Below are 16,046 nucleotides of genomic sequence, written 5' to 3' on the forward strand. Positions count from 1 at the left end.
TTAAAGCGGATTGGTTTAGAGCCAGCTTGATTCAGTTAAACATCCATTTCTAACTATCATTTTTACTAAGGGTAAATTATAAACATCTAAACGCGATTTTAATAGAGGAATTCTATTGTTTTATCAAGGGATTACCCTTAGAAGACCTCATGTTTTTATAAAACTCAGGCATGCCTTTTAAACCTGAAGATTTATAATCCTCCAATAGTGATGAAAGTATTTCTGCATTATCTTCATTAAAACAGTGGCTATAGCCATAATAAAGATAATCGTAGAGTTTCCTCATGGAAATTTGATGTGTTTTACCAGAGCTTTCATAGAGCCAATCAGTAAAAGCCAAAAAACGTTCAAAAGCTTGATCAGCTAATAAAACCTTGATTGATGAGGCAAAATTACCCGAATTAGCAATTAACTCCCAATAACGTGCAAATCGGCTAATCCTCTGAATCAGTAAAAAGTCTATTTTATTAGTTGCCAGAATACTATATGGGGCATTAGTATCAAATACCATTTGATACTGTTCCGTATGACGAATAATCGGTGTGCCTCGCAGTCGTTTTAAGATGCCCAATTGAATATCATGGGGTTGTAATTGATAAAGTTGATTAAAACCACGAGCAAAGCTGGTCAAATCTTCATCAGGTAAGGCAAAAATTAAATCAGCATGAATATGGGCATTTGAATGCTCTCTTAACCAGGCTAAATTTGCTACAGTTTTACTATTGTCCTGCTTACGACTGATCAATTGCTGCACTTCGGGATTAAAACTCTGCACCCCCATTTCAAACTGCAAACTCCCCTGTGGGAAACGTTTAATTATTTCTTTAAGCGCATCAGGCAAGCGATCAGGAATAATTTCAAAATGTAAAAAAAGTGTATCATCCATACGCTCCAGAAAAAATTCAAGAATTTTTAGACTAGTTTGTATTTTTAAATTAAAGGTGCGATCCACAAACTTAAAGTTGCGTGCACCTCGGTCATAAAGCTTTGACATTTCATTAAGAAACACATCAATATCAAAAGGAATAGAGGTCTTGTCTAAAGCGGACAAACAGAATTCACATTTAAACGGACAGCCACGTGACGCCTCGACATAGAGCACTCTATTTTTTATATCTTCATCGCTATAGTATTGATAAGGTAATTTTATTTGATCGAGCTCAGGCTCTTTTTCCTGAAAAACTTTAGAATGTATGCTCAAGGTTTTCGACGGGCTGTCATCTCGATTTAATAATTGTCTACATAAGCGAGCAAACCGCGTGTCTGCAGCACCGGTAATTAGATAATCTGCGCTTTGAAATATTGCCTGTTGTTCATATTCATAACTCACTTCCGGCCCACCAATGATAATAATGATTTCCGGACGAATATTTTTTATCAGCGCAATGACTTTACTCGTATGCTCCGTATTCCAAATATAGACACCAAAACCAATGATACATGGTGCTTTTTGCAAGAGCTTTTCAACAATGTCTGCTGGTCTCAAATTACTGGTAAATTCAAGGATATCGGTTTGTGCTTGTAGCTCGTTAAGATTAGCGTAGAGATAACGTAAGCCAACGGCGGCATGGATATAACTGGCGTTAATCGTACAAAGAAGAATATCAGATTGTTTAGCAATCATGTTTAATCACCAAACCCGTTGAAAGGAGTTTAACTTTAAAAATTGGATAGGTCTGCATAGCTATCAGTATAACCAATACAATAAAAATTAGTATCGGCAATACTGACGATAAGCCACTAAAACGTCACGAATAAAGACACTTTAGGGATAAAACAAACATATTTCTTATTGAGCAGGTTGTTGGTAAGGGTTGCCATATTGGTAAGGGTTTTGATAACCATTCTGATAAGCACCTTGATTACCATAGGGATTACCATATTGTGGCTGCCCGTATTGTGGTTGATACTGAGGTTGGCCATATTGGGGCTGAGCATAAGGTTGTTGATAATAGTTTTGTTGCTGAGGTGCTCCATATTGATATCCATAAGGTGTAGCTGCAGACTGTGCTTGAACTTGAGCGCTTACATCTTCAACCGCCTGCTCCGTCGTTTCATTAGCAGTTGTTGCCGCTGTATCAACAGCTTCTACCACGGGTGTCACAACAGTATCTACAGTCTGCATGGCAGAATCAGCCATTTTACCTGCCATATCAGCCATATTAGGCATCATACTTTGAGTGCTTTCAGGTATGTTGACTGGTTTGGATGTAGTTTCTGTTTTTAAGGCATCTGTTGCCGTATCTGTTACAGCATTAGCTTGTTGTTTTTCAGGCTTAGCCTCGGCAGCAACACCTGCTTCAACAGGAACAATCGCCGTTGTTACTACGGTTTTTTGTTCAATTTTTTCAACCACAACCGCTTCTGGCGTTGATTCAGTGGCTTCAATAGTAGCGATCGGGATGACTTCTACTGATTTAACTTTTTCAATTTGCACAATAATTGGCTCTAACACCATACCTTCATCTGTTCCCGCAACAGAGGCCATGTCACCATAACGTTGGGCACTATCATAAGAAATATAAAACCCCATACCAACAACCAATGCCAGTAGAATGACATAAAAACTCATATCTGAGGATGACGCTTGTGCCGAAGCTGTCTTTTTACCCTCTGAAGCCTTTTTACTCTCAGAAGCTTTGGAACCTTCGTTATTTATAGCACCCATTTTTTCCAGAGTGTCATTTAACTTATCACTTGTTTCTTTGTCCATGTCTCTCTCCATGTATTATTGTACAAAATAACCATTTAATATTTACTAATTATCTAATACTATATCAATTAGCAGACAAATTAAAGCGTCATTTTCATGCATCATCTACATGAATCTGACAACTTAATTTTAAACTTTGTCCTGGCGATAATGACGATTGATTATGCAAAACATTGGCTGGCTCAATACACACCATATTCAACCAAGCAGTCTCACCCATATCATTCATTTGAGCAGTTTTCTCCTGCCATGGATTCCAGATAATAGTTGATAATGAATCTGTTTTACTGACTTCAATCCCACGCTCAAATCCAGGATCAGATAATAAAACCGCTTGCTGGCTATCAAGATAAACCCGATCAGTTTCAGCCGTAAACTTTAACACTGAAGACTGTTTCGAGGATTTCCCTGCATTCAGCTTATCAATATAAATAGATTGCTCTAAGCCACTTATTTCGACATTGTGAATATCACTGACGGTAAAATAACTATGTAGAGCCTGACTTATCGGTATTATTGATTGACCTCGGTTTATAGTTTTTAATTCCAACTTTAATTCCTGATTGATTATAATTGTTAATTCCAGATCACAATTATAATACCTGGCCAATAAATGATAAGGTGGTTTTATCTTGTCTCGTGGTAAAGACAATATTATTTTTGTGCCGCCATCTGGCATCACTTGTGTCGCTTGGATCTGCCAATGACTAATTCTCGCATAACCATGAGCGGGCAAACTGTTTGTATCAATATTTGAATCGAATACAGGCTCTTGCTCTAACTCTTGCTCTAAGAAAGCATGCTGTTCAAATGCACCAAACCAGGGCCAACAAATGGGTATTCCCCCGCGAATGGCCTTATTTTTACTAAAAATGGCCTTTTTACTCAGCCAAATAATTGGCTCTTTCTGTGTATGGGGTTTAAAAGTCAGTAATTGCCCGCCATATAGGCTTATAGTGGCAGTAGCATGAGCATTATTGACTTTAATCAAAGGAAAACCTTGATTTACTTCAATAATCTCTAATGTACCGTCAAGACAAAATGCTTGCCATAGATTGTTAATCATATTCTCATTCTATTTAATAAAAATTACATTGATGTTAAACATTAAAAAGTAAGAAAAATATTGCTATAGTAATATCCGCAATATATGGGTATAGGTACTATGAATATAAAGGACTTAAGTTATGAAGGATACGTTATTGAAGCAATTATTTAAACCGTCACCTAAACAAAGGCTCATTTCCTTTTTCCTATTAATAGGTTTCATGTTACCTGGCCTAGTATTAGCAGATATTGCGGTCTTGATTCATGGTTATCATAGTTCAGGTAATGCCTGGCGCTACAATGGTATCACACGGATTTTAGCTGATAATGGCTGGCATGATGCAGGTTCTTACTCGGTCTATGGCAACAAACTCTCCTTAGATAATACCGGGAAGCATCTCGTGACGGTTGAACTGCCATCAGAAGCACCGATTGAAATTCAGGCCAACTTACTGAGCCAATACTTAGGCGATATAAGCAAGCGCTTTGCACAACAAAATTTGCACCTTATCGGCCATTCCGCAGGCGCACTTGTAGCACGTTTGTCACTGGTCAATGATTATGCGTTAGTTTCGGCTAAAAATTCCACCGTGAAAGCGGCTTTTTACCCTAAGGTAGAACAACTCATAAGTATTGCCACCCCACACTTGGGCTCGCCCATCGCAGACATGGCAGAAAAAGCCTCCGATACACCCATTGGTTTTTTTGCTCCACTCTTTGGTGCCGATGAAATTAATCGCTCATCACGACTTTATAAACAATTAGGGCAGGAAGATAAAAATTATTTTCTTTTTTGGCTCAATCGCCAGCCACATCCTCCGATGTACTACACTTCGATTATCAGAGCCAATGGTTCTATTCTCAAGGGTGATTGGTTAGTCCCACCCCGTAGTCAGAATATGGCATACGTGCCTGCAATTGGTGCAAAAGCAAGAGTCCTATTAACACCCGGTACACATGACCTTAAATTTGCCGATGGTCTACTACTCATCAGGCTTTTGCCTTAAAGCTAAAAAAATCAGGTATAATTGTAAAAAAATTAATTAACGTATAAGTAGGCTTCATATTTATGTCCCCCCCCAGTAAATATTTTCAGAATATCGAGCAATATCGTCAAGACTTGCTAATTCAAACTGAATTATGTGGTGAAGCCATGCAATTTAAAACCACTTGGGGACTTTTTTCACCTCGCGCTATTGATGATGGCACGAAATTGATGTTGCAATACATTCAAGTCAATGAGGACGACGATTGTCTCGATATTGGCTGTGGCTATGGACCACTAGGGCTCACGTTGGCAAAATTAGCCCCCAATGGCCACACCTGTTTAATTGATAAGGATTTCGTTGCCATTAAATACACCGAAAAAAACATTCAACTCAACAAACTTAATAATTGTGACACGTTTTTAAGTAATGGCTTGGATCAGGTAAGCGAAAAAATCGGCAGGAAAAAATTCAATCTTATTGTGTCTAATATTCCCGCCAAGGTTGGCAATGAATTATTGAGCCTCTTTATGGTTGATGCCTTAAACCACCTTGAACCCGGGGGACGTTTTTATGTGGTCACCATCACCGGCATTCGAAAATACATCGAACGTTCTTTTAAAGAGGTCTTTGGCAATTATAAGAAAGTAAAGCAAGGAAAAACCTATACTGTTGCTATGACGATCAAAGAATAAACTATCCATGATAACAGCCCCCTTTGGCCCCTTTGGTTTTTCGCCGCAAATATTAAAAAAATCCCTGACACTTTTTTTGTCCTTAGCGTTGCTGTTAGTATTAGTTTTTAACCTTATTTCATGCAGTGATGAACAATCATCTGCTAAAAAACAATCGACACCAGACACTGCTCAAGAAAGCAGTCAAAACACAGTCATTCATATTGATGTTGATAAAAGCATTAATAAAACAGATGCAATCAGGCCTCACTCTCAAACAAACTATAAACAAACCATCAATAAAGACGATTGGGCAGCCATTAAAGCATCAGGCAGCTTACGCATTATTGTCCCCTATTCTTTTCAACATAATGACTTTCTCCCACGACGTACTTTTTCATACAATAATGAGCTCAAATCCATTATCCGTTTTGCCGAAGAAAATAAACTGACACCGATACTGATATCAACCAAACGTTTTTCCAATATGCTGCCCTTACTTAAAGAAGGTCGTGGCGATATTGTTGTTGCCAACCTCACCATCACAAACAAAAGAAGAGAACTGGTGAGTTTTACTATCCCCGTTGATCAGAGTATTGAACAATTAGTGGTTGCACAATCATTCAAAAAGAAATTATCACTGACCACACTTGATGGACTAAAAATTGGCGTACGCAAAGATACCTCGTTCAAAGATACCCTGAACACCTTAATCGAAGAAGGCGAGCAAGCAATTGAGATTGTCATTTTAGATGATCGAATTTCCATCGATGAAAAATTTAACATTCTAAACTCAGGCAAGGTTGATGCTGTCATTGAAGACTCCAATCGACTCGAATTGTTTAAAGAATATCGCAATGATATAAAATCAGTATTAGATTTAGGAAAAGAACGCCCTATTGCTTGGGCGGTTAGAAAAAATAATCCTAACTTTCTCAAACAATTAAATCGCTTTATTCGCACAGAAAAATTACTGCAATATTTACCCGAGAAACGTCTAGGTGATTTAGACAGCATAAAAAAACACCGTCAATTACGTTTAATCACTCGGAACAATGCCTCAAGTTACTTTTTGTGGAAAAATCAACTCATGGGCTTTGAATATGACTTGCTCAAAGAGTTTGCTAAACAGCAAAAAATCAACTTAAAAGTCCTTGTGGCTAATGATTTTAAACAAATGGCACAATGGCTCGAAGAAGGCTATGGTGACATTGTATCAGCAGGTTTAATCATAACGCCTGAGCGTAAAAAATTGCCCATTAAATTCACTAATCCCTATTTGTTTGTGCAGGAAATTATTGTGCAACGCAAAAATAATAAGACCATTGACAATATTCAACAGCTTAATTCACGTACTTTTTATGTCCGTAAAAGCAGTTCTTATTGGGATACCTTAGCCCAATTACAAAACCAGTTAAAAACTGAAAACATTCATTTTAATATCGAGCTTGCTCCGGAAAACATGGAGACCGAAGAAATCATCAAACGCGTTTTAGACGGTGAATATGATTTAACCTTGGCTGACTCTAATATCATTGCAATTGAGAAAAGCTGGAATAGTGAATTACAGGCCTCATTGGCACTAACAAGTGAGCGCGGTCATCGCTGGTTGCTGAGAAAAAATGACTCTGAATTATTAGCCGCACTCAATCGTTTTATCAAAAAAGAATACAAAAAATTATTTTATAATGTCACTTATAACAAGTATTTTAAAAACTCTCGTAAACTATTTGATGTTAAAAAACGTGAGCAAAATAACCAAACAATCTCCATCTATGATGACCTCATTAAATCACTCGCCAAAGAGTATAATTTTGACTGGCGACTCATTGCCGCACAAGTGAATAAAGAGAGTAAATTTAATCCCAAGGCCAAATCATGGGCTGGCGCCAAAGGTCTCTTGCAAGTCATGCCAAGAACCGCGCGCGAAGTTGGCATAAAAGATTTAGATAAAGCAGAGAATGGCCTGCGAGCTGGACTCAAATACATGGACTGGCTTAACTCACAAATCTCTGATGAACTACCGGCTGATGTGCAGTTCTGGTTTATATTATCCGCCTATAACGCCGGTCTAGGCCATCTTAAAGATGCTCGCATCTTAGCGAAACAACAGGGACTCAATCCCAATCGTTGGTTTGGCAATGTTGAGCAAGCATTTTTAATGCTTTCTAAGCCCAAGTACCACAAAAAAGCGCGCTATGGTTATGTGCGTGGCACCGAACCTGTCGCTTATGTAAAAAAAATCCAGGCCTTATATGAGCTATACAGTAAAAAACATCCCGACACCTCTAATTGATAGTGACTATGAATAGCAGTACATCCGAACAAAACTTTTTTTCCTTTAAGCGTATTATTCACTCTGCTTTAGCCTATAAGCCGCAGTTAATTAAAGCCAATATTATTGCCATTATTGCCGCCCTTTTGTCTGTACCCATGATGTGTCAACACTTTTCCGGACAGTTTTCTAAATATTTTTTTGGCTGTTTCAAGTGATTTTTGTCATTTTGTATTTCCTATCATTTTAGTTTCTCATGTTAACTTTAAACAGATGAAGAGAAAGGGCTTTGCCCTCTGGAACGATAGAGCCGTTCCATTCACCCAAGGTATTTTCACAACGGTAATGATCCTGTTACAATATCTTCACGGCACAGGCTGAGGAGCCGATGGCCGTCAACGGTAATGGGCGGCATTTATGTCGCCTTTACCCCTCTTCAATCAATCGATTTAAGCTATTTCCTGCTGTATTTCATAATCGACTGGTGACAAATAATCATTAGCCGAATGAAGTCGCTCCCGATTATAAAATACCTCAATATATTCAAATATTGCCTGCTTTGCTTCTACTCTGGTTTTGAATCGACAATGGTGCGTCAATTCAGTTTTCAAACTATGAAAGAAGCTCTCTGATACAGCATTGTCCCAGCAATTTCCTTTGCGGCTCATAGACTGAATTATGTTATGATCCGACAATATTTTTCTATGACTATCAGAGGCATATTGGCTACCTCGGTCAGTATGCCAAAGCAATCCATCCATTGGTTTACGCTTCCATATGGCCATCAGTAAAGCATCATTGACTAGCTTGGCTTTCATTCGCTCATCCATCGACCAGCCAACAATTTGCCTAGAGAATAAGTCAATGACAACCGCTAAATATAACCAGCCTTCCTTGGTGGCAATATAGGTAATATCACCCACATAGTAGCGATCAGGTTGAGAGACAGTAAACTCTCTTTCCAGTAAATTTGGAGATATACGCTTATTATGCTTGGAATTAGTCGTCGCTTTAAAGCGTCTCTTCGTTTTACAAAACAAACCGGCTTTTTCATTAATCGACCAATTCTCCGGCGGCTTATATGAACGCCTTTTTCAGCCAGTTTTCTTTTAAGACGACGGGTTCCATAAGTCTTGCGACTGTCTTCAAACAGTTTTTTAGCTGCTCAGTAAGCGCTTCATTTTCTTTCTCTCTATCCGTTTTAGGAGAGCTAACCCAATCATAATAGCAACTACGGGAAACATCCATAAAACGGCACAGAATCGTTACCGGGTAATCTTTAGCCTGATCAGTTATCCATGCGTACTTCACAAAGTTTCCCTTGCAAAGTACGCTGTGGCCTTTTAATAAATCACGCTCCTGAATCACTTTTGCCAATTCTTTTTTCAGACGTTTTACTTCATCATAAATGTGTTCATCACTTCTATTGGCTACCGTCTTCACCGGTTTGGAATATTTACTGATCCAGGTATGTAGAGTATTTACATTAACACCTAGCTCCCTGGCAGTCTGAGAAACGGGTTGATCCGTCTCATTAGCTAATTTGACAGCTGATTCTTTAAATTCTGATGTATAGCTTTTATTCGGTTTTTTTGTTTGATCATTCATTTTAGGTCACACTTTTTATCTTTTAGTTATTTTAAGTTGTGTGTCCGGTTAAGTATAGCCACATTATAATGCCCGTAAGTCGCCAGCAATGGACATCTCATCCAGTGCATTTTTCATGCAAAGTAACCATTGGTCACTTTCTGACTGGCCAATGGTAAAGGGCATGTGGCGACGCCTTAAACGCGGATGCCCGTATTTTTCTATATATAAATCAGGCCCTCCCAGCCAGCCGGATAAAAATAAAAAGAGCTTTTCACGTGATGCTTTGAGGGATTTGGCATGCATTTGACGTATAGTGTTAGTCTCTGGCAGTGTGTCCATTTGATCATAAAATCGATCAACCAGTTCACGCAGTGGCTGTTCACCACCGAGTGCATCATAAGGTGTTTGAGTCATATTTAGTGCTTATTATGAGCTAAAAAAAAGGGCTGAATATGAATAAAACATATCCAGCCCTATTTGCTTGACGGTTTTATACCCGTGCTTAGCTGGTCAGTTCCAACAACATTTTATTCAATCGGCTTACGAAGGTAGCGGGATCTTCTAATTGACCACCTTCACTGAGAAGTGCCTGTTCAAATAAGATGCGAGTCCAGTCATCGAAACGCTCACCATCAACGTCTTTACTCAAACGCTTAATCAGAGGATGTTCCGGATTAAGTTCAAAGATAGGCTTATGCCCCATAACATCCTGACCGGCTTGCTGTAGTAGACGTTCTAGGTTAGCACTCATATCATGTTCACCTGTCACTAAACAAGCTGGAGAGTCAGTTAGACGATGCGTCATGCGCACTTCTTTGATATCATCACCCAATGATTCTGTGACACGCTTAAGGAAGTCTTTGTACTCTTCCTGAGTTTTTTCATACTCTTTCTTTTCTTCTTCATCTTCCATTTCGCCCAGGTCTAGTTCACCACGAGCAACAGAAACAATATTTTTCTCTTCATAAGTTGGCAATGAAGACATTAGGAATTCATCAACTCTATCAGTTAACAATAAGACTTCAATGCCCTTCTTACGAAAGACTTCAAGGTGAGGACTATTTTTAGCCGCTGCAAAGCTATCAGCAGTAATATAATAAATATCCTTTTGACCGTCTTTCATACGAGTAATGTACTCATCTAAAGAGACTGTTTGGTCTTCCTTGTTATCATTGGTACTGGAAAAACGGAGCAATTTGGCAATTTTATCTCGATTAGCAAAATCTTCTCCTGGCCCTTCTTTCATCACACGGCCAAATTCTTTCCAGAATGTCGCATAATCTTCTTTATCGTTATTAGCCATTCTTTGCAATAATGACAAAACTTTCTTCACTGAACCAGAACGAATATTATCCAGCACTTTTGAATTCTGTAAAATTTCACGGGAAACATTCAAGGGCAGATCATTAGAATCAATAATACCTTTCACAAAACGCAGGTAATTAGGCATTAACTTTTCGGTTTCATCCATGATGAAGACGCGACGTACATAAAGTTTAATACCATGCTGACGTTCACGATCCCACATATCAAAAGGTGCACGTTTGGGAATAAAGAGTAAGGAAGTATATTCATACTTACCTTCTACCTGATTATGAGAACGCGCTAGAGGCTCTTCAAAGTCATGACCAACGTGCTTATAAAACTCAGTGTATTCTTCATCAGTGATGTCTTTCTTAGAACGAGTCCATAATGCAGAAGCATTATTGACAACTTCATATTCAATCACATCTTCGATATCGTCCTTCGCTTCCTCTTCACCCTCTTCAGTCGGCATAGGTGGCATTGCTTCTTTAAGCATTTCGATGGGCACAGTAATGTGATCAGAATATTTACGTACAATCGTTCTTAGACGTGTACCATCAAGGAATTCATCTTCATCATCTTTAAGGTGTAGGGTGACTTCAGTACCACGTAGTTCTTTGTCCACTGTTTCAATGCTAAATTCACCTTCACCGGCTGATTCCCATAAAACAGCCTGATCAGCAGCCGTGCCTGCACGACGTGTACGCAGGCTAACTTTATCTGCAATAATAAAAGATGAATAGAAACCCACACCAAATTGACCAATGGCATTGGCATCTTTCTTTTGATCGCCAGTCAGTGAGTCTAAAAACTGACGCGTACCTGATTTAGCAATCGTACCAATATTATCCACCACTTCATCACGTGACATGCCGATACCATTATCAGAAATGGTGATGGTACGGGCTTCTTTATCAAAGGATAAAGAAATTTTCAGTTCCGAATCATTTTCGTATAGTTTGCTTTCGCTAATGGCTTCAAAACGAAGTTTGTCGATAGCATCAGATGCATTTGACACCAGTTCTCTAAGGAAAATCTCTTTATTACTGTATAAAGAGTGGATCATTAACTTTAATAATTGGTTGACTTCAGTTTGAAAGCCAAGTGTTTCCTTATGTGCTTCAACACTCATTCATTTTCCCCTTCAGGATTTAATTTTGACAATCGATCATTTAGCATTAATTGTGTGCCAAATGATTTTAGTAATAATGCTAGAAAATGTGGGGCTAAATTTGTCACTTTCAAGGGGATTTCTAACATTCTCTTGTTCTATATTGGGATAATGACCATTATCGGTTAAAATAGTCCTGTATTTCGAGTTTTGAAATATTTTAGAGTTATTTATCAGATTATTTATCAGATTATTTGTCAGATTATTTTACCCGATTATTTTACCCGATTTTTTTACCAAAGTTATTTAACAGATTTTTTTACAGAGTTACTACTTTCAATTTACTGATTAGAGAAGGATTTTCCATGCCATCCAGTATCATTTCTAAGAGCGCTTCTAAAACCATTTCTACTACGCCGTTTGATGACCAAAAACCCGGCACATCTGGTTTAAGAAAAAAAGTAACGCAATTCAAACAAGCTCACTATCTGGAAAATTTTGTCCAGGCTATTTTTAATTCAATTGGCAATATCCAGGGAAAAACACTAGTTTTAGGTGGGGATGGACGCTTTTATAACCAAGATGCCATACAAATCATTTTAAAAATGGCTAGTGCTAATGGCTTTTCTAAAGTCCTAGTCGGTCAAAATGGTATTTTATCCACTCCAGCGGCCTCGGTTATCATTAGAAAAAAACAGGCTTTTGGGGGCATTATTCTCTCTGCCAGTCATAATTCTGGCGGTCCAGATGAAGATTTTGGCATAAAATACAATACGGATAATGGTGGCCCTGCACCAGAAAAAATTACCGATGCAATTTATGCACAAACCAAAGTGATTGCTCAGTATCAAATCATTGAGCACACCTCTGATATTGATCTCAGCCAATTAGCCAGCCATGATTTGGCGGGTATGACAGTAGAGATCATCGATTCCGTGGCTGATTATTCTGAACTCATGAATGATTTATTTGATTTTGATGCCATCAGAAACTTATTTTCCAGTGGTTTTAAGCTTTGTTTTGATGCCATGCACGCTGTTACGGGGCCATATGCTATTAATATACTGGAACTGCAATTGGGAGCCTCTGCAGGTTCAGTTATCAACGGCATTCCATTAGAAGATTTTGGCGGTGGCCACCCTGATCCCAACCTGGTTCATGCCCATGAATTAGCCCAGCTCATGTTTTCTGATCATGCTCCTGATTTTGGCGCTGCATCCGATGGTGATGGTGATAGAAATATGATCGTGGGAAATAATATTTTTGTCACACCCAGTGATAGTCTGGCAATATTGACCGCTAATGCACATCTCATCTCATCGTACAATGGCAAAGTCATGGGCGTTGCCCGCTCCATGCCGACTAGTCAGGCTGCTGATCAAGTAGCCAAGAAATTAAAGATTGACAGCTATGAAACGCCCACGGGATGGAAGTTTTTTGGCAATTTAATGGATGCCGATAAAGTTACCTTATGCGGTGAAGAAAGCTTTGGCACAGGATCCAGTCATATTCGTGAAAAAGACGGTTTATGGGCAGTACTTTTCTGGCTCAATATCTTAGCCGTACGCAAAGAATCGGTGAAAGATATTGTCCAGTCACATTGGCAGGAATTTGGTCGTAATTATTATTCCCGTCATGATTATGAAGCCATTGATACTGATTCAGCTAATCAACTTATGGCCGGTTTACGTGAACAAGTAAAACACTTGAGTGGTAAAGAATTTGGATCTTTATGTGTCAGTTATAGTGATGATTTTTGCTATACCGATCCCATCGATAAGAGTGTAAGTGAACATCAGGGCATTCGCATCGGATTCACCAATGGCTCAAGAGTCATTTTTCGCTTGTCTGGCACGGGTACTAGCGGTGCAACCTTGAGAATTTATTATGAAAGTTATGAAGCAGAACAAGATAAAATGTATCAGGATACTCAGGAAGCATTGCTTCAGCTGATTCAACTCTCAACCGAGATTAGTCAGCTGACATCAATTTCTGGACGTACTGAAGCGACTGTTATTACCTAAGAAAGTTTGCTCCTGAATAATAATCATTTATTAAAAATGGTTATTATCTGATGCAAAATATTTGACGATATTACTTGTTTTTTATTAATTTTAAACTACATTTATTAGTAGTAAAATAGCTTGTATAAAAACTCATTCGGCATGTTTTAAAGATATTTCATTAATATTTTAGCCTATAGGGAAAGTGAATTTATACATTTCTAAATTATATAAGGGAATTTTCCTTTGTTATATATGATTGAAGATTTGACCATGAAAAAAATAGTATTTTTAAGCAGTTTGTGTTCCTTATTCCTAGCAATGAATTTACTTGCCGAAACACCCGATAAGAGTACTTATTCATTAGGGATTTCCCCTACCTGCCACCGCAAATTCTAAAACAACTACACACACCACTCGTGACTGAAATAAATGAATCAATGTCAAAAAAAATCGTAATGACTAGCACTTCAAGTTATGGCCGATTTATTGAAAACCTAAAAAACGAATCTTATGACATAATCCTAGTACAACCCTTTGACTATATATGGGCACACGATCAATATAATTACCAACCACTAGCAAAATATAGAACTCCCTTATCAGCTCTATTTATGGTGCCAATAGATAGTCTAATGTGGCTATACTTAACCGGACACACAACTTAAAATAACTAAAAGATAAAAAGTGTGACCTAAAATGAATGATCAAACAAAAAAACCGAATAAAAGCTATACATCAGAATTTAAAGAATCAGCTGTCAAATTAGCTAATGAGACGGATCAACCCGTTTCTCAGACTGCCAGGGAGCTAGGTGTTAATGTAAATACTCTACATACCTGGATCAGTAAATATTCCAAACCGGTGAAGACGGTAGCCAATAGAAGTGATGAACACATTTATGATGAAGTAAAACGTCTGAAAAAAGAATTGGCAAAAGTGATTCAGGAGCGTGATTTATTAAAAAGGCCACAGCGTACTTTGCAAGGGAAACTTTGTGAAGTACGCATGGATAACTGATCAGGCTAAAGATTACCCGGTAACGATTCTGTGCCGTTTTATGGATGTTTCCCGTAGTTGCTATTATGATTGGGTTAGCTCTCCTAAAACGGATAGAGAGAAAGAAAATGAAGCGCTTACTGAGCAGCTAAAAAACTGTTTGAAGACAGTCGCAAGACTTATGGAACCCGTCGTCTTAAAAAGAAAACTGGCTGAAAAAGGCGTTCATATAAGCCGCCGGAGAATTGGTCGATTAATGAAAAAAGCCGGTTTGTTTTGTAAAACGAAGAGACGCTTTAAAGCGACGACTAATTCCAAGCATAATAAGCGTATATCTCCAAATTTACTGGAAAGAGAGTTTACTGTCTCTCAACCTGATCGCTACTATGTGGGTGATATTACCTATATTGCCACCAAGGAAGGCTGGTTATATTTAGCGGTTGTCATTGACTTATTCTCTAGGCAAATTGTTGGCTGGTCGATGGATGAGCGAATGAAAGCCAAGCTAGTCAATGATGCTTTACTGATGGCCATATGGAAGCGTAAACCAATGGATGGATTGCTTTGGCATACTGACCGAGGTAGCCAATATGCCTCTGATAGTCATAGAAAAATATTGTCGGATCATAACATAATTCAGTCTATGAGCCGCAAAGGAAATTGCTGGGACAATGCTGTATCAGAGAGCTTCTTTCATAGTTTGAAAACTGAATTGACGCACCATTGTCGATTCAAAACCAGAGTAGAAGCAAAGCAGGCAATATTTGAATATATTGAGGTATTTTATAATCGGGAGCGACTTCATTCGGCTAATGATTATTTGTCACCAGTCGATTATGAAATACAGCAGGAAATAGCTTAAATCGATTGATTGAAGAGGGGTAAAAGGCGACATAAATGCCGCCCATTACCGTTGACGGCCATCGGCTCCTCAGCCTGTGCCGTGAAGATATTGTAACAGGATCATTACCGTTGTGAAAATACCTTGGGTGAATGGAACGGCTCTATCGTTCCAGAGGGCAAAAGCCCTTTCTCTTCATCTGTTTAAAGTTAACATGAGAAACTAAAATGATAGGAAATACAAAATGACAAAAATCACTTGAAACAGCCAAAAAATATTTAGAAAACTGTCCGGAAAAGTGTTGACACATCACAATGGCTTTATCTGACTACGCTGACTCAAGAGTTTATTATGTGCACTTTCAGCGTGGTTTCAAAAAGCGTGGCCGCCCTATAAATATTTATTGGACAGACTTTTAAATGCTTTTATGCTATATTGTAGTTCCTGAATTAATGTGGCTATACTTAACCGGACACACAACTTAAAACAACTAAAAGATAAA

At 38.4% G+C, this 16,046-nt stretch carries 13 protein-coding genes and 1 pseudogene; 8 read left to right on the forward strand and 6 right to left on the reverse strand.

What is annotated here, in order from left to right:
• Nucleotides 1-112: 112 nt before the first annotated feature.
• The 3 genes from JEU79_RS21260 to JEU79_RS21270 all read right to left on the reverse strand — a co-directional run bounded on the left by JEU79_RS21260 (nt 113) and on the right by JEU79_RS21270 (nt 3,779).
• On the reverse strand, nt 113-1,624 hold the full coding sequence (locus tag JEU79_RS21260) for a B12-binding domain-containing radical SAM protein (protein ID WP_198265666.1): 1,512 nt from the start codon (nt 1,622-1,624) through the stop codon (nt 113-115).
• A 165-nt stretch (nt 1,625-1,789) separates the two neighbouring features.
• Complete coding sequence (locus JEU79_RS21265; RefSeq protein ID WP_198265667.1) at nt 1,790-2,713, reverse strand: hypothetical protein; 924 nt, start codon at nt 2,711-2,713, stop codon at nt 1,790-1,792.
• A 94-nt stretch (nt 2,714-2,807) separates the two neighbouring features.
• The gene (locus JEU79_RS21270) at nt 2,808-3,779 is read right to left on the reverse strand and encodes a D-hexose-6-phosphate mutarotase (RefSeq protein WP_198265668.1); all 972 of its coding nucleotides are present in this window, start codon (nt 3,777-3,779) and stop codon (nt 2,808-2,810) included.
• A gap of 121 nt (nt 3,780-3,900) precedes the next feature.
• On the opposite strand from JEU79_RS21270, the gene JEU79_RS21275 reads away from it, so the two are divergent.
• The 4 genes from JEU79_RS21275 to JEU79_RS21290 all read left to right on the forward strand — a co-directional run bounded on the left by JEU79_RS21275 (nt 3,901) and on the right by JEU79_RS21290 (nt 7,913).
• The gene (locus JEU79_RS21275; protein WP_198265669.1) at nt 3,901-4,767 is read left to right on the forward strand and encodes an esterase/lipase family protein; all 867 of its coding nucleotides are present in this window, start codon (nt 3,901-3,903) and stop codon (nt 4,765-4,767) included.
• Nucleotides 4,768-4,829: 62 nt separating this feature from the next.
• Nucleotides 4,830-5,441 (forward strand): class I SAM-dependent methyltransferase, encoded by a 612-nt coding sequence (locus JEU79_RS21280; protein WP_198265670.1) that lies wholly within the window; start codon nt 4,830-4,832, stop codon nt 5,439-5,441.
• A gap of 7 nt (nt 5,442-5,448) precedes the next feature.
• Complete coding sequence (locus JEU79_RS21285; RefSeq protein ID WP_198265671.1) at nt 5,449-7,716, forward strand: transporter substrate-binding domain-containing protein; 2,268 nt, start codon at nt 5,449-5,451, stop codon at nt 7,714-7,716.
• A gap of 8 nt (nt 7,717-7,724) precedes the next feature.
• The gene (locus JEU79_RS21290; protein WP_198265672.1) at nt 7,725-7,913 is read left to right on the forward strand and encodes a hypothetical protein; all 189 of its coding nucleotides are present in this window, start codon (nt 7,725-7,727) and stop codon (nt 7,911-7,913) included.
• Between the two features lie 231 nt (nt 7,914-8,144).
• Here the strand turns inward: JEU79_RS21290 and JEU79_RS21295 are convergent.
• The 3 genes and pseudogenes from JEU79_RS21295 to htpG all read right to left on the reverse strand — a co-directional run bounded on the left by JEU79_RS21295 (nt 8,145) and on the right by htpG (nt 11,722).
• Nucleotides 8,145-9,303: pseudogene (locus JEU79_RS21295) on the reverse strand (IS3 family transposase).
• A gap of 63 nt (nt 9,304-9,366) precedes the next feature.
• Nucleotides 9,367-9,699: a group II truncated hemoglobin gene (locus tag JEU79_RS21300; RefSeq protein WP_198265673.1), complete on the reverse strand. Its 333-nt coding sequence runs from the start codon at nt 9,697-9,699 to the stop codon at nt 9,367-9,369.
• Between the two features lie 88 nt (nt 9,700-9,787).
• Nucleotides 9,788-11,722 (reverse strand): molecular chaperone HtpG, encoded by a 1,935-nt coding sequence (gene htpG / locus JEU79_RS21305; protein ID WP_198265674.1) that lies wholly within the window; start codon nt 11,720-11,722, stop codon nt 9,788-9,790.
• Nucleotides 11,723-12,066: 344 nt separating this feature from the next.
• On the opposite strand from htpG, the gene JEU79_RS21310 reads away from it, so the two are divergent.
• The 4 genes from JEU79_RS21310 to JEU79_RS21320 all read left to right on the forward strand — a co-directional run bounded on the left by JEU79_RS21310 (nt 12,067) and on the right by JEU79_RS21320 (nt 15,565).
• On the forward strand, nt 12,067-13,725 hold the full coding sequence (locus JEU79_RS21310) for an alpha-D-glucose phosphate-specific phosphoglucomutase (protein WP_198265675.1): 1,659 nt from the start codon (nt 12,067-12,069) through the stop codon (nt 13,723-13,725).
• 359 nt (nt 13,726-14,084) lie between these two features.
• Nucleotides 14,085-14,372 (forward strand): PhnD/SsuA/transferrin family substrate-binding protein, encoded by a 288-nt coding sequence (locus tag JEU79_RS28990; protein WP_425511195.1) that lies wholly within the window; start codon nt 14,085-14,087, stop codon nt 14,370-14,372.
• 31 nt (nt 14,373-14,403) lie between these two features.
• Entirely contained in the window at nt 14,404-14,724 is a 321-nt protein-coding gene (locus JEU79_RS27025; protein WP_198263033.1) for a transposase, read from the forward strand.
• Nucleotides 14,702-15,565 (forward strand): IS3 family transposase, encoded by an 864-nt coding sequence (locus JEU79_RS21320; RefSeq protein ID WP_198263029.1) that lies wholly within the window; start codon nt 14,702-14,704, stop codon nt 15,563-15,565. The genes JEU79_RS27025 and JEU79_RS21320 overlap by 23 nt, the downstream gene beginning before the upstream one ends.
• Nucleotides 15,566-16,046: the final 481 nt, after the last annotated feature.

The organism is sulfur-oxidizing endosymbiont of Gigantopelta aegis (assembly GCF_016097415.1).
Classification (GTDB): domain Bacteria; phylum Pseudomonadota; class Gammaproteobacteria; order GRL18; family GRL18; genus GRL18.